The following is a 22,436-nucleotide window of genomic DNA, read 5'->3' on the forward strand; positions in this document are numbered from 1 at the left end:
TATTTTTTTTTTTTTCGTGTGGGAGCTGGTCTTCCGCTGTTCTTTACATTTGGTGGGGGGGGGGTGCGGCCGCCGGGGGGTGCGGTGGGCGGGGGGGGGGCCCCCAGGGCTCCGGGACCCGTCCGGGAGCCGTGAGCGGCTCGCTCGACGAGTGCGGTGTCACCGCCTCGGCTGCCGGGGCGGTCCGGCCCTGAGCCGCTGCCGTCGCTGCCAGGGGTTGCCCCTGTGGTCCCTCCGGGTCTCCCGTATGCTCGCCGGGCGGACCGGCGCGCCAGAGCGAGCGAGCGGGGATCCGCAAGGGGGCGGGCGCAGGAATCGAGCTGTCGGTCCCACATCCGTACGGACACACAGCGAGGACGACGAATGTCCCAGACCGATGTCAAGGTCTCGGCTCAGCCGGGCGTGCCCGACGCACGCGGTACCGTGCCGCCACCACAGAGCCGGGGCAACCGGCTCTACGCCCTGGACGCCCTGCGCGTGATAGCCGCGCTCTCGGTGTTGATGTTCCACTTCACCGGTGTGGACGCGGCGACCAAGGCGAACTGGGGCGTGAACCCCAAGGCGCTGTTCCCGTCGATCTTCCCGTACACCTCGTACGGCTCCTACGGCGTGCAGCTGTTCTTCATCATCAGCGGCTTCGTCATCTGCCTGTCCGCCTGGAACCGGACGCCGGGCCAGTTCGTGCAGGCCCGTTTCCTGCGGCTCTTCCCCGCCTACTGGTTCTCGGTCGTCGTCGCCGTCCTCGTGTGGAGGGCGCTGCCCGACGGAGCCCGCAAGGCGCCGAGCGTCAGCGAGTCGCTCACCAACCTCACGATGTTCCAGGTGCCGCTCTCGGCCCGCCATCTCGTCGGCGCGTACTGGACGCTGTGGGTGGAGCTGACCTTCTACATGATCTTCCTGGTCGTGCTCTGGAAGGGGCTCGACTACGTCCGCGTCTCCGTCTTCTGCTGGCTGTGGCTGCTGGCGAGCATCCTGGTCCAGCAGGAGCACGTTCCGCTGCTCGGTGTGTTCGCCCAGCCGCTCAACACCGCGCTGTTCGTGTCCGGCATCGCGATGTACCTGATGTACCGCTTCGGCCCGGATCTCAAACTGTGGGGGCTGCTGGGCGCGAGCTGGCTGGTGATGCAGAGCGACCTCGTCCAGCACGCCGATCACCTGCGCCACGACAAGGGCATGGACCGCCAGCCGTACGTCGCCCTCGCCCTGGTCACCGTGTTCTACCTGCTGGTGCTCGCGGTCGCGCTGCACAAGCTCGACCGGATCGGCTGGAAGTGGCTGTCCACGGCGGGCGCGCTGGTCTATCCGCTGTACCTGCTCCACGAGGAGCTGGGCTGGGCGATGATCCGCACCCTGTACGGGCACGTCGGGGCGTGGCCCACGCTGGGCATCACCACGGTCGCGCTGATCGTGCTGGCGTGGCTCGTCCACCGGTTCGTCGAGAAGCCGACCCAGCGATGGCTGCGCGGCCGCCTGGACCAGGAGGCCCGCAGGCGCACGGCGGCAGCCGAGGGATGAGAACGGCGATCCCCGGGCCGGACGGCTGACCGGTCCCGCTCGGCTCGGGCGGCGCTGCCGGGACGAGAGGCGCTCGGCCGGACTTCCCGGCCGAGCGTTCCGCGTGGACTAAGCGCGCTCGGTGAGCACGCCGTCCTTCTCGTCGTGGAGGGCGCCGGTCTGCGGGCACTCCCACACGCCCGGCTCGCCCTCGCGCTCGATCAGGCGGACACCGGCCCGGCCGACCCAGCCGATGCGGCGGGCCGGGACGCCGACGACCAGGCCGAAGTCCGGGACGTCCTTGGTGACCACCGCGCCGGCGGCGACCATGGCCCAGCGGCCGATGGCGATCGGCGCGACGCACACCGAGCGGGCGCCGATCGAGGCGCCGTCGGCGATCTTCACGCCGACGGCCTCCCAGTCGCCGCCGCGCTTCTGCTTGCCGTCGGGGTCCACGGAACGCGGGTTGTGGTCGTTGGTGAGCACCACGGCGGGGCCGATGAAGACACCGTCACCGAGCTCGGCCGGTTCGTAGACGAGCGCGTAGTTCTGCAGCTTGCAGTTGTCGCCCATCCGCACACCGGAGCCGACGTACGCCCCGCGGCCGATCACGCAGCCCTCACCGAGGCGGGCGCCGTCACGGATCTGCGCGAGGTCCCAGACGCTGCTGCCGGCGCCGATCTCGGCGCTCTCGTCGACCTGCGCACTGGGCTGGACCCTGTAGTTCACTTCTTCGCCTTCCGCGTGTCTGGCATCACCCGGCGAGCATACGGGCCCGGGGTCCGCGGGCTCCGGGGCGGCCTTTCCACCGGTGACGCGGGAGATCGGACGTGACCTGGGCGCGACGCGGAGGCAGGAGACGGCGATGACCATTCCGGAGGAACTTCGCAGCGCTCTGCGTGACTTCAGGGCGGTGCGTGCTCGGAAGCCGCCCGGATCCGCAGGTGCCGCGGATCCGGTCGACTGGCACGAGGCGATGGCGGCCGCTCTGGACACCCTGGCGGCACACCTGGTCCACGAGTCCGACCGGATCCGGGCGAGGGACTCCGCGACCGGACACAGGGAGGAAGCGGCAAGGCTCAGGCGTCCGCAGGCCTGAGTCCTTCCCCTGAGTCCTTCCCCTGAGTCCTTCCCCGGGAGTCGGGCCCGGTGCGGTGCCCACGGGGCCCGGTTTGACCCCTCAAGCCGGGCCCCGTAGCCTGGTCCCTCGGCGTGTCGGTTGACGTGCCACATCTCCGTAAACCCTCTTCCTCCCGGGTACCGGTACCTAGGTGGCCGGGAGAGGCCGTCCGTGTTCGTTCCCGGGCGGCTGGACTGCGGGGATGCCGTCCCAGAGCGAGAGAGTGAGATCCGCGTGTACGCCATCGTGCGCAGCGGTGGTCGCCAGCACAAGGTTGCTGTCGGCGACATCGTTGAGGTTGACAAGATTTCCACTGCCAAGGTTGGCGACACGGTCGAGCTCTCGACCCTGCTCGTTGTCGACGGCGACGCTGTGACCAGCGACCCGTGGGTGCTGGCCGGCATCAAGGTCCAGGCCGAGGTCGTGGACCACCACAAGGGTGTGAAGATCGACATCCTTCGTTACAAGAACAAGACCGGCTACCGCCGTCGTCAGGGCCACCGCCAGCAGTACACGGCGATCAAGGTCACTGAGATCCCCGCGGCTGCGAAGTAAGGGACTGAGGAGACATGGCACACAAGAAGGGCGCATCGTCCACCCGGAACGGTCGCGACTCCAATGCCCAGCGGCTCGGCGTGAAGCGCTTCGGCGGTCAGGTCGTCAACGCGGGTGAGATCCTGGTCCGCCAGCGCGGCACGCACTTCCACCCCGGCGCGGGCGTCGGCCGTGGCGGCGACGACACGCTGTTCGCCCTCGAGGCCGGTTCGGTGCAGTTCGGCACCCACCGTGGCCGCAAGGTCGTGAACATCGTCCCGGTTGCCTGAATCAGCTCCATCTGATTCACGGCTCACACCGAACGTTTCGCGAGGCGGACCTCACTTCCCTGGTGGGAAGGCGGGTCCGCCTTTCGCGTGTTACAGCAGTAGACAGAGCAGTAATTAGCAGTAGTCAGCAGCAGTTCACCGCAAGAGCTCGACCCTGACTTTTCGTAGTGCTGGAGGCACCCAGATGACCACCTTCGTGGACCGCGTCGAACTGCATGTCGCCGCGGGTAACGGGGGCCACGGCTGTGCCTCCGTCCACCGTGAGAAGTTCAAACCGCTCGGCGGCCCCGACGGGGGCAACGGCGGCCGTGGCGGCGATGTGATCCTGGTCGTCGACCAGTCGGTCACCACGCTCCTCGACTACCACCACAAGCCCCACCGCAGCGCCACCAACGGCAAGCCCGGCGAGGGCGGCAACCGGTCCGGCAAGGACGGCCAGGACCTGATCCTGCCGGTCCCGGACGGCACGGTGGTCCAGGACAAGGCCGGCAACGTGCTGGCGGACCTGGTCGGCCACGGCACCTCCTACGTCGCCGCCCAGGGCGGCCGTGGCGGCCTCGGCAACGCGGCGCTGGCCTCGGCCCGCCGCAAGGCGCCCGGCTTCGCGCTGCTCGGCGAGCCCGGCGGCCTCCAGGACATCGTCCTGGAGCTGAAGACGGTCGCGGACGTGGCTCTCGTCGGCTACCCGAGCGCCGGAAAGTCCTCGCTGATCTCGGTCCTGTCCGCCGCCAAGCCGAAGATCGCGGACTACCCGTTCACGACCCTCGTCCCGAACCTGGGCGTGGTGACGGCCGGTTCCACGGTCTACACCATCGCCGACGTGCCGGGGCTGATCCCGGGCGCGAGCCAGGGCAAGGGGCTGGGCCTGGAGTTCCTGCGCCACGTCGAGCGCTGCAGCGTCCTCGTGCACGTGCTGGACACCGCGACCCTGGAGTCCGAGCGCGACCCGCTCAGCGACCTCGACATCATCGAGGAGGAGCTGAAGCAGTACGGCGGCCTCGGCAACCGGCCGCGGCTCGTGGTGCTGAACAAGATCGACGTGCCGGACGGCAAGGACCTCGCCGAGATGGTCCGCCCGGACCTGGAGGCACGCGGCTACCGCGTCTTCGAGGTGTCCGCGGTCGCCCACATGGGGCTGAAGGAACTGTCCTTCGCCGTCGCCGAGATGGTGGCCGCGGCGCGCGCGGCCCGGCCCAAGGAGGAGGCGACCCGGGTCGTCATCCGTCCCAAGGCGGTCGACGACACCGGTTTCACCGTCACGCTGGAGGAGGACGGTCTCTTCCGCGTCCGGGGCGAGAAGCCCGAACGCTGGGTGCGCCAGACCGACTTCAACAACGACGAGGCCGTCGGCTACCTCGCCGACCGGCTCAACCGTCTCGGTGTGGAGGACGCGTTGATGAAGGCGGGCGCCCGCGGCGGCGACGGCGTCGCGATCGGCCCCGAGGACAACGCGGTCGTCTTCGACTGGGAGCCGTCGGTCACGGCCGGCGCGGAGATGCTCGGCCGCCGGGGCGAGGACCACCGCTTCGAGGCCCCGCGTCCCGCGACCCAGCGGCGGCGCGACAAGCAGGCCGAACGCGACGAGGCGGCCGAGGAGTTCGAGGGCTTCGAGCCCTTCTGATCCCTTCCCGCACCCGAACACCGACGAGGCAGGTCCCCGACCCCGGGGGCCTGCCTCGCCCGTTCCCGGCACCCGTTCGGCCGCATCCCCCCGTCTCATCCCCGCCCCATGTCTCTCTCAGCGTCTTTTAAGGAAGCTCTCTTACCGTTCGTGGACGAGGGAGGCGACCGGAAAGGGCGAAGGCGCTCCGGCTGGAGGACGACGGAAAGAACTGCGAGCAGAGCCGAACGCGCAGCAGGAAAACACCACGAGGAAATCCGCGCCATTGCCCTTCCGGCGGTCCGCATTTCGGGCCGGTTCGCGACGGGGTGGCCCGCGGATGAAGAACGCGTGCAGTCCTGACACCCCGGACGTGAAGATCTCGCCCCTTCCCGCCGACCGGGTCGAGGCCGCCGCGGCCCGGCCGGGACCGGCGGTCCCCGACGCCCCGGGGGCGTCCGGGAGGGCACGGGAAGGGCCGGCGGCGGCCCTCGCGGCGTCGGCGCCCGTCCAGGACCGTTAGAGTCACACCCGTCACCCTCGGCCTCGGCAATGCGTTACTTCCTGTGGAGTAACTCACAGGAATTTTCAGGGCATCCGCGGGAAGTCACGCCGATGCCTCGACAATCGTCAGCGCCCCAAGGTGAATGCCGGGTGGCGTGCACATTTGCGGCGAACGGCGCTCACCTTGCATCGCGGTAACCGCAAGTGGGACCATTTCCTCGTCCCTGTCGCCCCAAGGTAGGTCCCCTGTGTCCCAGCACATAGCCAAGCCCCGCACCACCGCAGTGATCCTGGCCGGTGGCACCGGCCAGCGCGTGGGTCTGTCGATCCCCAAGCAGTTGCTGAAGATCGCCGGCAAGGCAGTCATCGAGCACACGCTGACCACCTTCGAGAAGGCGGACTCGGTCGACGACATCATCGTGCTGATGGCGCCCGGCTATGTCCCCGACGTCGAGAAGATCGTGGCCAAGGCCGGGTTCGAGAAGGTCCGGGCGATCATCGAGGGCGGCTCCACGCGGAACGAGACCACCGAGCGCGCCATCGCCGCCCTGGGCGAGGGGCTGGCCGACGGCGAGGACCTCAACGTCCTCTTCCACGACGCCGTGCGCCCGCTGCTCTCGCGCCGCGTCATCGACGACTGCGTCACCGCCCTGGAGCGCTACCAGGCCGTCGACGTGGCCATTCCGTCCGCGGACACCATCATCGTCACGCGCACGCACGGCGAGGACGGCGAGTTCATCACCGAGATCCCGGACCGCTCCCGGCTGCGCCGCGGGCAGACCCCGCAGGCGTTCAAGCTGTCCACCATCCGGCGGGCCTACGAGGTGGCGGCGGGCGACCCCAACTTCCAGGCCACCGACGACTGCACGGTCGTCCTGCGCTATCTGCCGGACGTGCCGATCCACGTCGTGGCGGGCGACGAGTACAACATGAAGGTGACTCAGCCCGTCGACGTCTTCATCGCCGACAAGCTCTTCCAGCTGGCCTCCTCCGCCACCCCCGAGCAGAACGGCGAGGAGGTCTACCGCGAGCTGCTGACCGGCAAGACGGTCGTCGTCTTCGGCGGCTCGTACGGCATCGGCAAGGACATCGCCGAACTCGCCGAGTCCTACGGGGCCACGGTCTACGCCCTGGGCCGCTCCACCACCGGCACGCACGTGGAGAACCCGGAGGAGGTCGACGACGCCCTGTCCAAGGCCTACAGCGAGACCGGGCGCATCGACTACGTCGTCAACACCGCCGGGGTGCTGCGCATCGGCAAACTGGCCGAGACCGACAACGCGACCATCGAGGAAGCGCTGAAGGTCAACTATCTGGCGCCGGTGCAGATCGCACGTTCGGCTTACAAGTACCTGGCGGAGACCAAGGGCCAATTGCTGCTGTACACCTCCAGCAGTTACACCCGCGGCCGAGCCGAGTACAGCCTGTACTCCTCGACCAAGGCCGCCATGGTGAACCTCACCCAGGCCCTCTCCGACGAGTGGGCCGGCGACGGTATCCGGGTGAACTGCGTCAATCCCGAGCGCACGGCGACACCCATGCGGACCAAGGCCTTCGGGCAGGAACCGGCGGGCAGTCTGCTGTCGTCCGAGGCGGTCGCCCGCACCTCCCTCGACGTGCTGCTTTCCGAGCTCACCGGCCACGTCATCGACGTCCGGCAGCAGGACCCGACGGCCGCCGCCGGCAAGGCCTCCGGCTTCGAGCAGGCCCTGGCCGGGGTGCTGGATCGACAGGACGGCGTGGCATAATCGAGGCTAAATAGCCATCGAATTTTCAGGCCTCTGTGGCTTCCGGTTTACGGAGAATTCACAGAGGCCTGACTCCGTAAAATTCCCGAAACCTTCAAAAAGGATTTTCCGGACTTTCAGGTACCTATGACCGGCCCCCTCCCAGAGCAGGTTTCTCCGTGATATCCACCGCCATTCGCGTAGCCCGGGTGGGCAGCGCGGCCGAACTGGTCGCAGCGGTCCTCATGATGCTGGGCTACCCCGGCCTCATGGCGGCCGCTCTCGTCCCGAGCGCTCCCGCCTTCGCCGTCGCGGCCGCCGTGACGTACCTGGCGGACCTCTATCTCCACCGCAGGCGCAGTCGCCTGATCGACCTGCTGTCCAAGGTGCGAGCCGGTGCGTCCACCCGGTTCCTGGTCCGCGAGCTGCTGCTGATCCTGCTGCTGGCCCGACTCGACCTCTCGCAGGAGCCGGTCTTCTACGCGGCCATCGCGTGCTTCACGGTGTTCTTCGGCCTGCAGGCGCCGCACGGCGCGCTGGTCACCCTGATCGGCAAGCGCCGCCAGATGCCGATCGCGACCAGGAACGTCGACCTGGCCTCCCGGCTGCGCATCCCGGACGCCCCGCCGCGTCCGCTGCTGAGCCGCGCCACCGAGAAGATGCTCCACCTCGACCTCGCGGCCGTCGTGGGCCTGCTCGTCTGCGCGATGGCCGACTCGGCGGCCCTGGGCTTCGCCGGCATCGCCGTCACCCTGGGCCTGGGGGCGCTGTACGTCGTCGCGCTGGTGCCGCACCTGCGGGCCAGGCGGCTCCCGCCGAAGGCGCCCGGGGTGCTGGCCGCCGTCAGCGCCTGGCTGCGCGAGTACCGGCCCGAGACGGTCCTGTACTTCTCCGGCTCCGACGACTCCGCCTACCAGGTCAACATGTGGCTGGAGACCATGGAGCAGATGGAGGCCCGGCCGCTGGTGATCCTGCGTGAGCGTGCCGTCCTGGAGAAGATGGCGCCCACGTCGGTCCCGGTCATCTGCGTGCCCGGGGGGGTGCACCTGATGAACCTGGACCTGACCACCGTGCGGGTCGCGTTGTACTGCGCGAACGTCGGCAAGAACATCCACCTGCTCCGCGTGCCGACCATGAAGCACGTCTTCATCGGCCACGGCGACAGCGACAAGGCCGCCAGCGTCAACCCGTTCAGCAAGGTCTACGACGAGGTGTGGGTCGCCGGCCGGGCGGGCCGCGACCGCTACGCCATCGCCGACGTCGGCATCCGTGACGAGGACATCGTGGAGGTCGGCCGCCCGCAGCTGGCGTCCATCAGGCCGGGCGACGGCATGCCCGCGGACCGCGTCCCCACGGTGCTGTACGCGCCCACCTGGGAGGGCTGGGACGACAACCCGGGCAACACCTCGCTGCTGCTGGCCGGCGAGAACATCGTGAAGAAGCTGGTCGCGGCCGAGCCCCCGGTCCGCGTCCTGTACAAGCCGCACCCGTTCACCGGCACCCGCAGCGCCAAGGCGGGCGCCGCGCACCGGCGGATCACGGCCCTGATCAAGAAGGCCGCCGCCCAGCGCGCGAGCGACCCGCGCTTCACCGCGGACCCGGCCGCCCAGGCCCGGGCCAAGGCCGAGCTGACCCGGCTCCAGACCCGCCTGGACGGGCTCTCGCTCGCCTTCGACGAACGCGCCGACGAGGCCGTGACCAGCCGCGACGGCATCGTCGACGTCCGCAAGCACGAGGAGGCCGCCCGGCTGCGCGCCGAGTGGAACGAGACCTACTGGCGCTCGTTCCCCTCCTACGAGCACCGGGTGATCACCGGCGCCGCACCGCGTCTGTACGACTGCTTCAACGCCTCCGAGGCGATGGTCTCCGACATCTCCAGCGTGGTGTCCGACTTCATCGCGAGCGGCAAGCCCTACGCGGTCACGGACTCGGCCGAGCTGGGCGCGGAGGAGTTCAGGCGGCAGAACACCGCGGTGCGCGCCGCGGTGATCCTCGGCAACGACGCCGCGGAGCTCGACCGGCTGCTGGCCGCCGTGCGCGACCCGGCCGGCGACCCGCTGGCCGAGGGCCGCAAGGAGCTGCGGGAGTACCTGCTCGGATCGGACGAGCCCTCCTCGCGCCAACGGTTCGACACGGCGGTCAGGGACCTCGCGCTGAAGGCCGAGGCGCGCAACGTCGGCCAGGCGACCCTCGCCGTCGCCCCGGACGACATGCCGGCGGGCGAGACGGACGGTGAGACGGGCGGCGAGGCCGAACGGCCCAGAGACGTCACGACGGCCTGAGCCGCGTGTCGCCACAGGCCGGGTCCCCGGAGAGAACGCTCCGGGGACCCGGCCTGTGGTGCATCCTGTGATGTGGAACACGTGTTGCGACCGAGGCAACCCGTCCTGTTCACCCGCCGTCTATCGGGTGTCCAAAGCATTTCTGTGTCGGGAGACCGTTGCGTGATGAGAGGGAACAGTGACCGTTGCGCAGCCTGACGTCACGGTGGTCATCGGGGCGTACGAAGCGATGCCGTATCTGGTCGAGTGCCTGGCGTCGGTCGAGGCGCAGACCCTGGACCCGGCGCGCATCGAGGTCATAGCCGTCGACGACGGATCCCAGGACGGCACCGGCGAGTGCCTGGAGGAGTTCGCCGCCCGCGTCCCCATGGACGTCACGGTGATCCGCCAGGACAACTCGGGCGGCCCCAGCGGTCCGCGCAACGTCGGTCTGTCCAAGGCCACCGGGCGCTACGTCTTCTTCCTCGACGCCGACGACCGGCTGGGCGCCGAGGCCCTGGAGCGCATGGTGGCCATGGCCGACCGCAACGGCACGGACGTGGTCCTCGGCCGGGTCGAGGGCATCAATCGCAAGCCGCCCAAGTCGATGTGGGGCGAGACGCTCGAGCGGACGGACGTCTACTCGTCCAACATCAAGTTCACGCTCAGCGCGCAGAAGCTGTTCCGCCGGGAGTTCCTGGAGCGGCACGGCATGCGGTTCGACGAGTCGCTGTGGACCGGCGAGGACGCGCTGTTCACGATGGAGGCGTACCTGCGGGCCGACGGCGTCTCGGTGGTCGCCGACTACACCTGCTACTACCTGGTGGGCCGCACCGACGGCAAGCATGTGACCAAGAGCGGCAGCTACACCCTGCGCTTCGACTCCGCGCGCGCTCTCATGGGCCTGCTGGAGCGGCTGGTCCCGCCCGGCCCCAAGCGTGACGTGCTCATGGTCCGCCCGTTCCTCGTCACCGTGCTGCCGCAGTTCGGGCCCGTCTTCCTCAGGAACGACGAGGAGATCCGGCGCACCAAGATGGAGCTGGCCAAGCCGCTGATGGACGCCTACTGGAACGAAGGGGTCGCCCAGCGGCTCCTGGTCCACGAGCGGCTGCGCCTGGAGCTGGTGGCCCGCGGGCGCTCCGACCTCCTCGTGGACGTCCTGGAGTTCATCCAGGCGAAGACCAGGCCGGAGCCCGTCCTGAAGAAGCGCGGCACCCAGCTCTATCTGGCCTACCCGCACTACGGCTCCCCGACGGCCGGCGTCCCCGACCGGATCTACCTGGCCGAGCCGCGTGAGGCGAAGGCGTACCCCGGATGGCGCAAGAACCCCACCGAGGCCTTCCTGCGCGGATTCGTCCGCAAGGTCCGGCGCAAGCTGCGCCGCATGCGCCGCCCGGCGCGTCCGGGCGGCACGGCGGCCTGAGGAACCGGCGGCCGGACCTTCGGACGGCCCGCCGCCCGTGGGGCCGGCCGGCTTGGTGGCGGGCCGGACTCCGGCGGGCGGGGCCGTCCTGGGTGCTACTTGGCCGGCTTCAGGGCGCGGCGCAGGGGGCCGCCCACGGCGCGCCTGGCGCGGCGGTAGATGGAGGGTGCGGGAAGGCCCGCGACGGGCTTCGCGCCCGTCCGGCTCCTGGCCAGTTCCCGCTTCAACTGGGCGTTGTGCGAGTCCAGTTCGGCGATGCGCTGTTGCAGCCAGCCGAACCGGCTGGTCAGTGAGGGCAGATCGGCGTCGTTCCAGGGGCGCACGCCCGGCGGGAAGGGCAGCGAGCGCAGGCGTTCGTCGAAGGCCGCCCCGCCGTCGCCGTGGGTGAAGGTGTTCCGCAGCCCGTTCTCGTCCAGGAACGCCGTGAACCGGTCGAAGCGTTCCTTGTGGTTGCCGGTGAGCGCGCTGAAATCGGACTCCTCGTACAACTCGGCCGGGTCGAGGTTCGCGGGGACCTCGCTGAGCAGCCGGTGCGGTATGTCGAAGTAGCGGCACAGTTCCAGCGTCCGGGAATCGAATGCCAGTACGGTGGCCGGTGTTCCGGCCAGGAGTGCTGCGATGTTGCCGTGGATGCGCGAACCGAACGAGTAGTCGAATGCGCTCAGGTCGTCGATCCAGGTGGACGGGTCGACGTACACCCGGACCTTGTCCTCCCGGTACATCGGATGGTCCGGGTGCGTCGGCATCTGCGTCATCCGGCCGGCCGGGGAGTCCACGTCCCGCCAGTGCAGCTGCCGCGCGTCGGTGAGGTTCTGGCCTATGTAGCGCAGGTTCGGGTAGTTCGCGTGGGCGTGGGCGATGATCCGGTGCAGACCGCCGCTGCGCACCGCGGCGTGGGAGCCGTTCACGGCGATCCGCGACCCGGCCGTCAGCGCCGGCGTCTTCTTCACCACGGGGAGTCGGTCGCCGTGCAGGAACATCGAGGGACAGCCGATGACCTCGACGTCCCGGAAGCCCATGTCGTTGAGGTACTTCTCGGTGAACTCGCCCCGCACGCCGATGGAGGCGCTGTGATCCAGCACGGCCGAGCAGAAGGCCCGCACGCTGGGCTCGATGGCCTTCAGCCGTTCCGGAATCTGGCCCAGGGGAGCCTGGGCGCCGACTCCCAGCACCACGACCGGGATCCTCAGCTTGCCGATGAGCCGGGTCAGCCGCTGCAGGGACGGCTCGAAGGTCGGCCGGAAGGCGTTGGCCAGGGGCACGACGAAGGCGTCGTACTCCTCGTTGATGCGGGCCGCCGCGCTCAGGTCGGTCCGCATGCCGTTCGAGACGACCTCGACGTCCGGAGTCTGCAGGATCTTGTGGGCGGCGTCGCTGAAGATCAGGTTGCCGGCGTTGGTGGCGATCACGTCGCGGTGGAGGGCTTCTTCCACGGGAACGACGTCGAAGGGGCTCTTCCCCGATCGGAGGAGTATGCGCTTCACAGGCGAACTGTAGGTCACGCAAACTTCAAAATAAATTTGTCTTCTCTTCAAATTTCATGGGGAACGGATAGCACCTCTTTGCCGTACGCAAACAGTGATCACATGGTTACGCGCATGCGTCCGTCCGGGCAGTGAAACCCCTGCGCGGCCCGGGGCCCCGTTCGCGTAGATTGCCGGGAAGGCAGCCGTGGACCTAGGCGAGGAGCGCAGAACAAGGTGGCAGGGGCAAGGCAGGCCGTGGGCGAGGCCCGCAGGATCGTCGTCAAGGTCGGCTCCTCGTCGCTGACCACCGCCTCCGGCGGCCTGGACGCCGACCGGGTCGACGCGCTCGTCGACGTCCTCGCCAAGAGCCGCAGCGGAGGCGAGAAGGAGGTCGTCCTCGTCTCGTCCGGCGCGATCGCCGCCGGACTCGCCCCGCTGGGCCTGCGCCGCCGCCCCAAGGACCTGGCCCGTCAGCAGGCCGCCGCCAGCGTCGGTCAGGGGCTGCTGGTGGCCCGCTACACCGCATCCTTCGCCCGCTACGGCGTCCGCGTCGGGCAGGTGCTGCTCACCAGCGACGACATGAGCCGGCGCGCCCACCACCGCAACGCCTCCCGCACCCTGGACAAGCTGCTCGCGATGGGCGCGTTCCCGGTCGTCAACGAGAACGACACCGTCGCCACCGACGAGATCCGCTTCGGCGACAACGACCGGCTCGCCGCCCTCGTCGCCCACCTCGTCCACGCCGACCTGCTGGTCCTGCTGTCCGACGTCGACGGCGTCTACGACGGCGACCCCAGCAGGCCGGGCACCTCGCGCATCGCCGAGGTCCGGGCCCCGGAGGACCTGGCCCACGTCGAGATCGGCAGCGCCGGCAAGGCGGGCGTCGGAACCGGCGGCATGCTCACCAAGGTCGAGGCCGCCCGGATCGCGGCGGCCGCCGGCATCCCCGTGGTCCTCACCAGCGCCGTCCACGCGGCCGAAGCCTTCGCCGGCGGGGACACCGGCACCTTCTTCCATGCCACCGGCAAGCGCTCGGCCGACCGGCTGCTGTGGCTGCAGCACGCGTCCACCCCGCAGGGGTCGCTGACGCTGGACGACGGCGCGGTGCGCGCGGTCGTCGAACGGCGCACCTCGCTGCTGCCCGCCGGGATCGCCTCCGTCGAAGGCGAGTTCAGCGCGGGCGACCCGGTGGAGCTGCGCGACGCCCGGGGGCACGCGGTGGCCCGCGGACTCGTCAACTTCGACGCCAAGGAGATCCCCCAGCTGATCGGGCGGTCGACGCGGGAGCTGGCGCGGGAACTCGGCGCGGAGTACGAGCGCGAGGTCGTCCACCGGGACGACCTGGTGATCCTGCACCCGTAAACCCGCTCGAACGGACCGTACCGGTGGGGGACGTTCCCTGAAACCGCCCCACGGAGCCGTGCGGCCTGCTCAACTTTGTCTCAGGGACAATCCGCGGGAGCTCGGTGAGCGAGCGCGGTACACGATCCGCACGAGCGCCGCGTGAAGGAGGCCGTCGTGAGACGAGTGCGCCCTGGGGCGGCAGCGGCCCGTGGGAGTACCGGCGGGACCGGTGCGACGGCGTCGCGCACGGCGGGCGGGGCGTCGTCGCGCACCGCGGGCGCGCCGTCGCGTCCGCCGGGCGAGGAGCGCGCCCTGACCAGCGTGGCGGCCGGCGAGACCTACCGGGCCCGGGAGGTCGCCGAGTCTACGGGCGGGCAGCCCGTGGACGTCCCCCGGCTGTGGCACGTGACCCTGAGCGTCTCCGGCGAACAGGCCCCGCTGAAGGAGGTCCGGCGCGCTCTCGAACAGCTCGCCCACGACCATCCCTTCCTCCTGACCAGCAGATACGCGGGCGACCACGCCGAGATCCGGTACTGGGAGGAGGCCCGCGACCTGCACGACGCGGCCGCCGTCGCGCTGCGGCTGTGGGGCGAGCACCGCCAGACCGCCGGGCTTCCGCCCTGGGAGATCGTCGGCTTGGAGGTCATCGACCGCCAGACCTACCACCAGCGCATCGCCGAGGGGTACGGCCCGGCGCCGGCGACCCCGGTGGGCGTCCACCCGTACTGACTCGTCACCGCAAGGCGGACTCGGCAGGTGTGCGCGTGTCCGGGCACGTCTCGGCGGGTGAAACGAGCGGTGAACCGGCCGGTGCGGCGCACTACCCTTTGCTTATGACCACGCTCTCGCCGTACGACTCCATGTCCCCGGTCACCCGCGCCGCCTACCGCGCCAAGGCGGCCGCCGCCGATCTCGCGCCGCTGCCGCGTGCCGTGAAGGACGACGCGCTGCTCGCCATCGCGGACGCGCTGGAGGTCCGGACGAGCGAGATCGTCGAGGCCAACGCGAAGGACATCGCGAAGGCACGCGAGGCGGGCACCAGCGAGGCGATCGTCGACCGGCTGACCCTCACCCCCGAGCGGGTGCGGGCCATCGCCTCGGACGTGCGGGACGTCGTCGCGCTGCCCGACCCGGTCGGTGAGGTCGTCCGCGGCTCCACCCTCCCCAACGGGATCGACCTGCGTCAGGTCCGCGTCCCGCTCGGCGTCGTCGGCATCATCTACGAGGCCCGTCCCAACGTCACCGTGGACGCCGCCGCCCTCTGCCTGAAGTCGGGCAACGCCGTCCTGCTGCGCGGCTCGTCCTCCGCCTACGAGTCGAACACGGCCCTCGTCCGGGTGCTCCGCGACGCCGTCGGCGGGGCCGGGCTGCCCGCCGACGCCGTGCAGTTGGTGCCGGGAGAGGGGCGGGAGAGCGTCGGCGAGCTGATGCGTGCCCGCGGACTGGTCGACGTCCTCATCCCGCGCGGCGGCGCGTCGCTCATCCGGACCGTCGTCACGCAGTCCACCGTCCCGGTCATCGAGACCGGCACCGGCAACTGTCACGTCTACGTCGATGCCCACGCCGACCTGGACATGGCCATCGACATCCTGATCAACTCCAAGGCGCACCGGGTCAGCGTCTGCAACGCCGCCGAGACCCTCCTGGTCCACCAGGCCATCGCCCCCGAGTTCCTGCCCCGCGCGCTCGACGCCCTCGCCGAGGCGGGCGTGACGGTCCACGCCGACGAGCGGGTCCTGGCCTACGCCAAGGACTCCAAGGCGACCGTCGTGGAGGCGACCCCGGAGGACTGGGAGACGGAGTACCTCTCCTACGACATCGCCGCCGCCGTCGTCGACTCGCTGGACAAGGCCGTCGAGCACATCCGGCTGTGGACCTCCGGTCACACCGAGGCGATCGTCACCACCTCGCAGCAGGCGGCCCGCCGGTTCACCCAGTTGGTCGACTCCACCACGGTGGCCGTGAACGCCTCCACCCGTTTCACCGACGGCGGTCAGTTCGGCTTCGGCGCGGAGATCGGCATCTCCACCCAGAAGCTGCACGCCCGGGGCCCGATGGGCCTGCCGGAACTGACCAGCACCAAGTACATCGTCACCGGCGACGGGCACGTACGGCGCTGACAGCGGCCGTCGCACCCTGCCGCACGAAGGCGGACGGGCCGGTTGTCGACGGCCGTGAGAGGCGTCTCATCCGGTGGACGAATTTCCCTGTCGTCTGCCCAAATCGACCCCCCAGGTCTACTCTGGATCCGTGCCGGAGGACGTGGGGGGTTTGCCGTTCCCTGACGGCTGGGATCCCGACGACGATCACGACCGCGGGGTGTCGGACGAAGAGTTCGCCGCCGTGGTCTTCGACGAGGCCTTCGTGCAGGCGGCCGTGGTGCACGAGCCGACCGCCGTCGAGCGCCTCCTGGCCGCCGCGGAGGCGAGAGCCAAGGCCTCCGAGGCCGAGGCCCGCCGGGCCCGCGCCAGAGGCGACCGCTACGACGACCCCTACGGGGCCGGCGGTTTCGGCCATGATCCGAACCTCGACGAGTTGGACGACGCCGACCTCCCCGAAGCCTGGGAACGCCGCTACGGCGCTCCCGGCGCCTACGGCAAGCAGATCCGCTGGCACCGCGCGGTGGCCTGGATGCTCGCCCTCGTGATGGGCATCGGCATGGTCGCACTGGCCTTCGCCGCGGTCTACCGGGGCTCGTCCTCGGGCAGCCGGGACCAGGTGCCGCCGCCCGCCACCACCGGCCTCGAACAGGGGAGCGTGCCGCCCCCGTCCGCGTCCGCCGACTACTCCCGGCCACCCGTCCCGGCGGTCCCTCGCACCCCCTGAACGCCTGTGCGACGCAGTGTCGTGCGAAGACCCCGCCGACAGGGGCAAAGCTGGTGAGTACCTGTCATAAGTTGTGGTGCGGCCGGGCGTTTACCTGAGCTCCGCGCGACCTACTCTGAAAGTATGGCCGGGCCTGGAGACCCACCGGAGGGGACACCCGAAGGCACTTCCGGAGGTAGCGAGGACGAGTACCGATCCGTCGTCTTCGACGAATCGTTCGTCCGCGCTGCCCGTATCCAGGAGTCGTCCGCCCAGGAACGCCTGACCGACCACGCGCCCGCCGTCCGCCGTCGTCCTGCTCTGCGCCGGGGACTGTCCCGGCAGGTGCTGATCCTGGTCCTGCTGGTCGCCGTGGCCTTCGGCACGGCCGTCTACATGGGCCTGCGCAGCCCGTACCAGAACCCGGCGGCGCTCCGGCCCGTCGAGCCCCTGCGGATGACCGTCATCCCGCTCTCCCCGCAGGGCGTCGTGCCCGGGGCGGCCGCCGCCGAGTCGCTGTTCGCGCACAGCCCCGCCGCGCAGTTCCGCTTCGGCGCCGAGGGCATCCCGCTGCCCGCCTCCCGGAGGACCGCGCACTTCTCCGACGGCCAGGTGGTCACCGCCCTGACCACGGCCAAGGACTACATCGTGCACTCCTCCCTCTACCCGGAGGTGCTCACCGGGCAGCAGGTGCGGCCCGTGCGCGCGCTGGTCGACGCCGACCAGCTCGACCAGTTCGACGAGAGCTTCAGCCGTCCGAGCGCCGACGGGCGGCACGCTCCGACCGGCTGGCTGGTCCGCTTCGACCCGGCCCGGGTCGAGCTGGCCGACCCCAAGATCCGCGTCCAGGGCACCCTGCAGGCCGCCGAGACCGACTCCTCGACCCTGGAGGTGACCGCCGACCACACCTTCGTCTACGCGCTGCGCCCCACCGGCGCGAAGACGGGCGCCGCGGCCTCCCTCTTCACCGTCCGCCGCGAGCTGCACTTCCGATTCGACCGCGGCGACCTGCGCACCCACCAGGTCCAGCTGGCCGTGTCCTACGTCCAGGCCGGGCCCCTCTCCTGCGCCGAGGACTCCACGAGCCGTCTGCGCCCCCTGCTCGCCGGCGAGACCGCGAAGACGGGCGGCCCGGCCGGCACGGACCCCTACGCGACCGACGGCACGACCGCGCTCTGCGGCACCCTGGCGACCAGCGCCCAACCCCAGGTGTGATCGCAGCCAGGCGTCTACGCGGCCGATGTGGGAGCCGGAGCCGGAGCCGGAATCGATGTGGGATGGGGAGCCGGAATCAGGATCGGTCGTCCGTCACCGGTGGCTGGCGGCCGCCGGTGGGTCGGCGGTCGGCGGGGTGGCGGGCGGGTGTCGCTCCGGTCTCCGCAGCCGGGACCGCGCCGCCCTCAGTTCGCGTCGCGCGGGGGCGTGTCCTTCGGCCCGTCCGTGCCGTCGGCGCCGTCCGGGCCCTCCGAACCGTTGCGCGGCGACCGGTCGTCCGACGGAGCCGGGCCGGTGAATCCGCCGAAGCCGCGCCGCACCCTGCCGCCCAGGTCGCCCGCCCCGCCGGCTATGTTGCTGACCAGCTTCATGAGGGGGTCCTTGGAACCCTTCACGCTGGTCGCGTAGTGGGCGGCCGATTCGCGGAAGGAGTCCGTGACCGAGGTGTTCTTGTCCTCGTCGCGCCGCGGGTAGTGACCGTCCATGATCCGCTGGTGGTCACGGGACTCCGCCCACTTCTTCAGTTCGGCCGCGCGCACGGTGGAGAAGGGGTGGGTGCGGGGCAGCACGTTGAGGATCTTCAGCACCGAGTCACGCAGGTCGCCGGAGGCCTCGTACTCCTCCGCCTGCTGCAGGAACGCGTCCACGTTCATCTCGTGCAGATGGTTGCCGCCGGCGATCTTCATCAGACCGCGCATCGAGGCTTTGAGGTCCTGGCCGACGAGCAGACCCGCGCGGTCGGCGGACAGCTCCGACTTGCGGAACCACTCGCGCAGCGCCGTCACGATCGCCATGATCGCGAGGTTGCCCAGCGGGATCCAGGCGACCCGGATCGCCAGGTTGGTCAGGAACAGCAGGATCGTGCGGTACACGGCGTGGCCGGACAGGGCGTGGCCCACCTCGTGGCCGACGACCGCGCGCATCTCCTCCTCGTCGAGCAGCTCGACGAGCCCGGTGGTGACGACGATGATCGGCTCGTCCAGGCCGATGCACATGGCGTTGGGCTGCGGGTCCTGGTTGACGTACATGGGCGGGACCTTCTCCAGGTCCAGGATGTAGCAGGCGTCCCGCAGCATGTCGTTGAGGTGCGCGAACTGCTGGTCGGAGACCCGCACCGAGTCGGACAGGAACAGCAGCCTCAAGCTCCGCTCGGGCAGCAGCCCGCTGAGGGCCTTGAACACCGTGTCGAAGCCGCTCAGCTTGCGCAGCGCCACCAGCGCGGAGCGGTCCGCCGGGTGCTCGTACGCACGCGAGGAGATTCCCGGGAAGCGCCTGCGCTGCCTGCTCGGCACCTTCTCGTGACCGGCGTCGTGGTGCTCGTGGCCTTCGTCGGACATGTCTTCCCCCATGTGCGTCTGTGTGGCCTTTACCTGACCCTTTACGGACCCTTGTGCGGCCCTTTGCGCCCCCGAAGCAGAGCCCACCCTAGGCGGAGTTACCTTGGACGGGCACTACACCTAAGGAGTCCCGCCCCATGGAGCACCACCCCGCAGCCGCCTGGCTCACCGAAGCCGCCCAGCAGCAGGGGGCGGGAAATCTGCTCCGTGTCGTACTGATCGTGATGATTCTGGGCTGTGTGCTCACCGCGTGGTTCTTGTTGCGGGGCTACAAGCGGAAGGACGACTGAGCCGTCGCGAAGGTTCCCGATGGCGGAGTCGGCGTGATCGCCGCCGACCCTCACGCTTACCATGGGCCGACGTCTTTTCCCGCCTTCCCCCACTCTCGGCCCCGGTCGAGCGGGGGACCTCCATCGGATAGGTCCTGCCGAAGATGAGCCTTCACAGCGCCGCTGCCCAGTTGGTCACCCTCGCCGCCGAGGGCGGGGAGCACGGTGGCAACCACGAGAGCCTGAGCCCCCTGGTCACCGGCGGCAGCGCGTTCCTCGTCCTGCTGCTCCTGCTGTGGATCACCACCCGCTTCAACCGCGACCGCTGAGCCGACAGGTGTTCACCGACGGGGAGTCCGGCATAGCGGGACGCTCCGGACGACCGCGGGCCGGAGCCCGCGGACCGGGCCGGTAGGGTCTGCACGCATGGGAGAGCAGGACATGCCTACCGGCCCGCGGAACCCGGGCAAGCGCCGCCTCGGCGTCATGGGCGGAACGTTCGATCCGATCCACCACGGACACCTCGTGGCGGCCAGTGAGGTCGCCGCGCAGTTCCACCTGGACGAGGTCGTGTTCGTCCCGACCGGGCAGCCTTGGCAGAAGACCCACCGCAGCGTCTCCCCGGCCGAGGACCGCTACCTGATGACGGTCATCGCGACCGCCGAGAACCCGCAGTTCTCGGTCAGCCGCATCGACATCGACCGCGGCGGCCCCACCTACACCGTGGACACCCTCCGTGACCTGCGGGCCCTCAACCCCGACACGGACCTCTTCTTCATCACCGGCGCCGACGCCCTGGGCCAGATCCTTACCTGGCGGGACAGCGAGGAGCTGTTCGCCCTCTCGCACTTCATCGGCGTCACCCGGCCCGGGCACAACCTCAGGGACCCGGGCCTGCCCGAGGGCGGCGTCTCGCTCGTCGAGGTCCCCGCGCTCGCCATCTCCTCGACGGACTGCCGTGCGAGAGTCGCCAAGGGCGACCCCGTCTGGTACCTGGTGCCCGACGGAGTCGTGCGCTACATCGACAAGCGCGAGCTGTACCGCGGCGAGTGAGCCGAGAGGGGTGCCGGTGAACGACCGATACGACGCGGGGTACGGGGACGACCAGTACGAACTCGTCGGCTACGACGAGTACGGCCAGCCCGTCTACCGACAGGTCCCGCCCCAGCAGGCGCCGCAGCAGTCCTACGACTACGGGCACCAGGGTCAGCAAGGACAGCAGGGCCGGCGAGAGCAGCAGGGGTACGACTACGGCTACGACCCCTATGCCGCGGGCGGGCAGCAGCAGACGCCCGCCTACGACCCGTACGACACCGGCCGACAGCCGACCACGCCGGGCTACGACACCGGACGACAGCCGGCCGCCCCGGGCTACGACACGGACCGGCCGGGCCCCGGCGGGTACGACCCCTACGGCTCCGCCACGCAGGTCTCGTACGACCCCTACGGGCAGACCGCCGCCAGCGGACAGCAGCCCCGGATCGAACAGTCCCGGGTCGCCGAACAGACCGCCTACATCCCCCAGCAGGCCGGTCCCGTCGAGACCGGGGCGGCCGAGACGGACCGCGACGCCGACGACCCGACGTCCGGCGCACGCGGTACGTCCGACGCTCCCGCAGGACAGCAACGGGATTACCGCACCGAGCAGTTCGCGTTCGTGGAGGAGCAGGGCGGTGACTCCGAGGACGTCATCGACTGGCTGAACTTCACCGAGAACCGCACCGAGCGCCGCGAGGAGGCCAAGCGCCGCGCCCGCAGCCGCGTCGTCGCCCTCGCCGTGGCACTGGCGCTGGTCGCGGTCGGCGGCGTGGGCTACCTCGGGTACGTCGGCAAACTGCCCGGGCTGTCGTCGTCCTCGGACTCGGACGCCAAGACCACGACCGCCGGCGCCCAGAAGCGTGACGTGGTCGTCGTCCACCTGCACAACACCACGGGAGGCGGCACCTCCACGGTGCTCCTCGTCGACAACGCCACCACCAAGCAGGCCACCACCGTCCTGCTGCCCAACTCCCTCGTCCTCACGAACGACGACGGCGCCACGACGACCCTCGCCAAGTCCGTCGACGACGACGGCTCCGCCGGGACGCGCGAAGCGCTGGACACGGTGCTCGGGACCAGCATCCAGGGCACCTGGCGGCTCGACACTCCCTATCTGCAGAACCTCGTCGACCTCGTCGGCAACATCGAGGTCGACACCGACGCGGCCGTGCCCGACCCGGCCGCCAAGAAGGGCCAGGCCCCGCTCGTCGCCAAGGGCGAGAACCAGACGCTCAGCGGCAAGATGGCCGTCGCCTACGCCACCTACCGCGCGTCGGGAGAGGCCCAGAACGCCCAGCTGCAGCGGTTCGGCCAGGTCATGCAGGGCGTGTTGCGCAAGGTGTCCTCCGACGCGCAGGGCGCGACCGTCACCGTCCAGACCCTGGCCCAGATCCTCGATCCGTCCCTGACGGACAAGGACCTCGGCGCCTTCCTCGCCAAGCTCGCCGACCTCGCCAAGGGCGGCGACTACAAGACCGCGCTGCTGCCGGTCCAGAACGACGGCACGCTCAGCGCCGAGGCCAGTGCGAGCGTCGTCAAGGACGTCCTCGGCGGCACCGCGAAGAGCCCCGACAAGGACGCGGCCGTCAGCGTCTCGGTGCAGAACGCCAGCGGCGCCAAGGCCAACACCGAGGACGCGCGCGTGGTCCTCCTCAACGGCGGCTTCACCTTCCTGGAAGCAGGCAGCGCCTCCGGCACGAAGACCGCCTCCCGCGTGCTCTACGCCGACCCCGCCGAGAAGGAGAACGCCTCCGAGGTGGCCAAGACGCTGGGTCTGGACGCCGACGCCGTGAAGAAGGGCGCCGTCTCCGGGAACGCCGACGTCGCGGTCGTCCTGGGCGAGGACTACAAGCCCTCCGCGACCGGGTGAGCCGTCCGGTCGCCCGGGTGGTCCGCGCGTCCTGCGGCGGAGGCGGAGGCGACCGCGGGGGCCGGTCGGAGGTGTCCCCGCGTGATCCCGCGCATCACGTGGGGCCGCGTCGGCGGTCCGTGAGACCCTTGAGGACAAG

General features: G+C 70.3%; 20 protein-coding genes. 17 read left to right on the forward strand and 3 right to left on the reverse strand.

The features are described 5' to 3' along the window. Positions 1–363 precede the first annotated feature (363 nt). A complete protein-coding gene (locus tag ACFVYK_RS03410) occupies positions 364–1,515 on the forward strand; it encodes an acyltransferase family protein (RefSeq protein ID WP_389767965.1) in 1,152 nt (383 codons plus the stop codon). Positions 1,516–1,623: 108 nt separating this feature from the next. Here ACFVYK_RS03410 and ACFVYK_RS03415 read toward each other — a convergent pair whose 3' ends face one another. After that, on the reverse strand, positions 1,624–2,223 hold the full coding sequence (locus tag ACFVYK_RS03415; RefSeq protein WP_389767967.1) for an acyltransferase: 600 nt from the start codon (positions 2,221–2,223) through the stop codon (positions 1,624–1,626). Positions 2,224–2,359: 136 nt separating this feature from the next. On the opposite strand from ACFVYK_RS03415, the gene ACFVYK_RS03420 reads away from it, so the two are divergent. From ACFVYK_RS03420 to ACFVYK_RS03450, 7 genes are all read left to right on the forward strand, one after another. After that, positions 2,360–2,593: a hypothetical protein gene (locus tag ACFVYK_RS03420; protein ID WP_389767969.1), complete on the forward strand. Its 234-nt coding sequence runs from the start codon at positions 2,360–2,362 to the stop codon at positions 2,591–2,593. A gap of 255 nt (positions 2,594–2,848) precedes the next feature. Beyond that, entirely contained in the window at positions 2,849–3,169 is a 321-nt protein-coding gene (gene rplU, locus ACFVYK_RS03425) for a 50S ribosomal protein L21 (protein WP_007381993.1), read from the forward strand. A gap of 14 nt (positions 3,170–3,183) precedes the next feature. Continuing rightward, a complete protein-coding gene (gene rpmA, locus ACFVYK_RS03430) occupies positions 3,184–3,438 on the forward strand; it encodes a 50S ribosomal protein L27 (RefSeq protein WP_003990207.1) in 255 nt (84 codons plus the stop codon). Positions 3,439–3,622: 184 nt separating this feature from the next. After that, on the forward strand, positions 3,623–5,059 hold the full coding sequence (gene obgE, locus ACFVYK_RS03435; protein ID WP_389767971.1) for a GTPase ObgE: 1,437 nt from the start codon (positions 3,623–3,625) through the stop codon (positions 5,057–5,059). 731 nt (positions 5,060–5,790) lie between these two features. Next, entirely contained in the window at positions 5,791–7,290 is a 1,500-nt protein-coding gene (locus ACFVYK_RS03440; RefSeq protein WP_389767973.1) for an SDR family NAD(P)-dependent oxidoreductase, read from the forward strand. 158 nt (positions 7,291–7,448) lie between these two features. Next, complete coding sequence (locus ACFVYK_RS03445) at positions 7,449–9,551, forward strand: hypothetical protein (RefSeq protein ID WP_389767975.1); 2,103 nt, start codon at positions 7,449–7,451, stop codon at positions 9,549–9,551. A gap of 178 nt (positions 9,552–9,729) precedes the next feature. Then, positions 9,730–10,953, forward strand: coding sequence for a glycosyltransferase family 2 protein (locus ACFVYK_RS03450; RefSeq protein WP_389767977.1), 1,224 nt, complete (start codon positions 9,730–9,732; stop codon positions 10,951–10,953). A 95-nt stretch (positions 10,954–11,048) separates the two neighbouring features. Here ACFVYK_RS03450 and ACFVYK_RS03455 read toward each other — a convergent pair whose 3' ends face one another. After that, positions 11,049–12,437 carry a polysaccharide pyruvyl transferase family protein gene (locus tag ACFVYK_RS03455; protein WP_389767979.1) on the reverse strand — a complete coding sequence of 463 codons (1,389 nt, stop codon included), beginning with the start codon at positions 12,435–12,437 and terminating at the stop codon, positions 11,049–11,051. A gap of 237 nt (positions 12,438–12,674) precedes the next feature. Here ACFVYK_RS03455 and proB point away from each other — a divergent pair, with 237 nt between their 5' ends. The 5 genes from proB to ACFVYK_RS03480 all read left to right on the forward strand — a co-directional run bounded on the left by proB (position 12,675) and on the right by ACFVYK_RS03480 (position 17,783). Next, on the forward strand, positions 12,675–13,781 hold the full coding sequence (gene proB / locus ACFVYK_RS03460; RefSeq protein ID WP_389768105.1) for a glutamate 5-kinase: 1,107 nt from the start codon (positions 12,675–12,677) through the stop codon (positions 13,779–13,781). Positions 13,782–13,937: 156 nt separating this feature from the next. Beyond that, on the forward strand, positions 13,938–14,492 hold the full coding sequence (locus tag ACFVYK_RS03465) for a hypothetical protein (RefSeq protein WP_389767981.1): 555 nt from the start codon (positions 13,938–13,940) through the stop codon (positions 14,490–14,492). A 104-nt stretch (positions 14,493–14,596) separates the two neighbouring features. After that, complete coding sequence (locus tag ACFVYK_RS03470; RefSeq protein WP_389767983.1) at positions 14,597–15,883, forward strand: glutamate-5-semialdehyde dehydrogenase; 1,287 nt, start codon at positions 14,597–14,599, stop codon at positions 15,881–15,883. Positions 15,884–16,013: 130 nt separating this feature from the next. Next, positions 16,014–16,589 carry a hypothetical protein gene (locus tag ACFVYK_RS03475; RefSeq protein WP_389767985.1) on the forward strand — a complete coding sequence of 192 codons (576 nt, stop codon included), beginning with the start codon at positions 16,014–16,016 and terminating at the stop codon, positions 16,587–16,589. A gap of 123 nt (positions 16,590–16,712) precedes the next feature. After that, positions 16,713–17,783, forward strand: a complete 1,071-nt coding sequence (locus tag ACFVYK_RS03480) for a hypothetical protein (protein WP_389767987.1) — start codon at positions 16,713–16,715, stop codon at positions 17,781–17,783. Positions 17,784–17,968: 185 nt separating this feature from the next. Here ACFVYK_RS03480 and ACFVYK_RS03485 read toward each other — a convergent pair whose 3' ends face one another. After that, positions 17,969–19,120, reverse strand: coding sequence for a M48 family metallopeptidase (locus tag ACFVYK_RS03485; protein ID WP_389767989.1), 1,152 nt, complete (start codon positions 19,118–19,120; stop codon positions 17,969–17,971). A gap of 137 nt (positions 19,121–19,257) precedes the next feature. Between ACFVYK_RS03485 and ACFVYK_RS03490 the strand changes: the two genes are divergently transcribed. The 4 genes from ACFVYK_RS03490 to ACFVYK_RS03505 all read left to right on the forward strand — a co-directional run bounded on the left by ACFVYK_RS03490 (position 19,258) and on the right by ACFVYK_RS03505 (position 22,297). Further along, entirely contained in the window at positions 19,258–19,410 is a 153-nt protein-coding gene (locus tag ACFVYK_RS03490) for a hypothetical protein (protein WP_389767991.1), read from the forward strand. A 143-nt stretch (positions 19,411–19,553) separates the two neighbouring features. Beyond that, positions 19,554–19,718, forward strand: a complete 165-nt coding sequence (locus tag ACFVYK_RS03495; RefSeq protein WP_389767993.1) for a hypothetical protein — start codon at positions 19,554–19,556, stop codon at positions 19,716–19,718. A 97-nt stretch (positions 19,719–19,815) separates the two neighbouring features. Next, positions 19,816–20,442 (forward strand): nicotinate-nucleotide adenylyltransferase, encoded by a 627-nt coding sequence (gene nadD / locus ACFVYK_RS03500; protein ID WP_389767995.1) that lies wholly within the window; start codon positions 19,816–19,818, stop codon positions 20,440–20,442. A 16-nt stretch (positions 20,443–20,458) separates the two neighbouring features. After that, a complete protein-coding gene (locus tag ACFVYK_RS03505; RefSeq protein WP_389767997.1) occupies positions 20,459–22,297 on the forward strand; it encodes an LCP family protein in 1,839 nt (612 codons plus the stop codon). Positions 22,298–22,436 lie beyond the last annotated feature (139 nt).

The sequence above is a fragment of the Streptomyces sp. NPDC058291 genome, assembly GCF_042880855.1.
Lineage (GTDB): Bacteria > Actinomycetota > Actinomycetes > Streptomycetales > Streptomycetaceae > Streptomyces.

Coding starts and splice junctions, on each gene's coding strand:
- ACFVYK_RS03470 (WP_389767983.1), top strand. CDS start 14,597: ATGACCACGCTCTCGCCGTACGACTCCATGTCCCCGGTCACCCGCGCC.
- ACFVYK_RS03420 (WP_389767969.1), top strand. CDS start 2,360: ATGACCATTCCGGAGGAACTTCGCAGCGCTCTGCGTGACTTCAGGGCG.
- ACFVYK_RS03410 (WP_389767965.1), top strand. CDS start 364: ATGTCCCAGACCGATGTCAAGGTCTCGGCTCAGCCGGGCGTGCCCGAC.
- ACFVYK_RS03480 (WP_389767987.1), top strand. CDS start 16,713: ATGGCCGGGCCTGGAGACCCACCGGAGGGGACACCCGAAGGCACTTCC.
- obgE (WP_389767971.1), top strand. CDS start 3,623: ATGACCACCTTCGTGGACCGCGTCGAACTGCATGTCGCCGCGGGTAAC.
- rpmA (WP_003990207.1), top strand. CDS start 3,184: ATGGCACACAAGAAGGGCGCATCGTCCACCCGGAACGGTCGCGACTCC.
- ACFVYK_RS03495 (WP_389767993.1), top strand. CDS start 19,554: ATGAGCCTTCACAGCGCCGCTGCCCAGTTGGTCACCCTCGCCGCCGAG.
- ACFVYK_RS03485 (WP_389767989.1), bottom strand. CDS start 19,120: ATGTCCGACGAAGGCCACGAGCACCACGACGCCGGTCACGAGAAGGTG.
- ACFVYK_RS03490 (WP_389767991.1), top strand. CDS start 19,258: ATGGAGCACCACCCCGCAGCCGCCTGGCTCACCGAAGCCGCCCAGCAG.
- nadD (WP_389767995.1), top strand. CDS start 19,816: ATGGGAGAGCAGGACATGCCTACCGGCCCGCGGAACCCGGGCAAGCGC.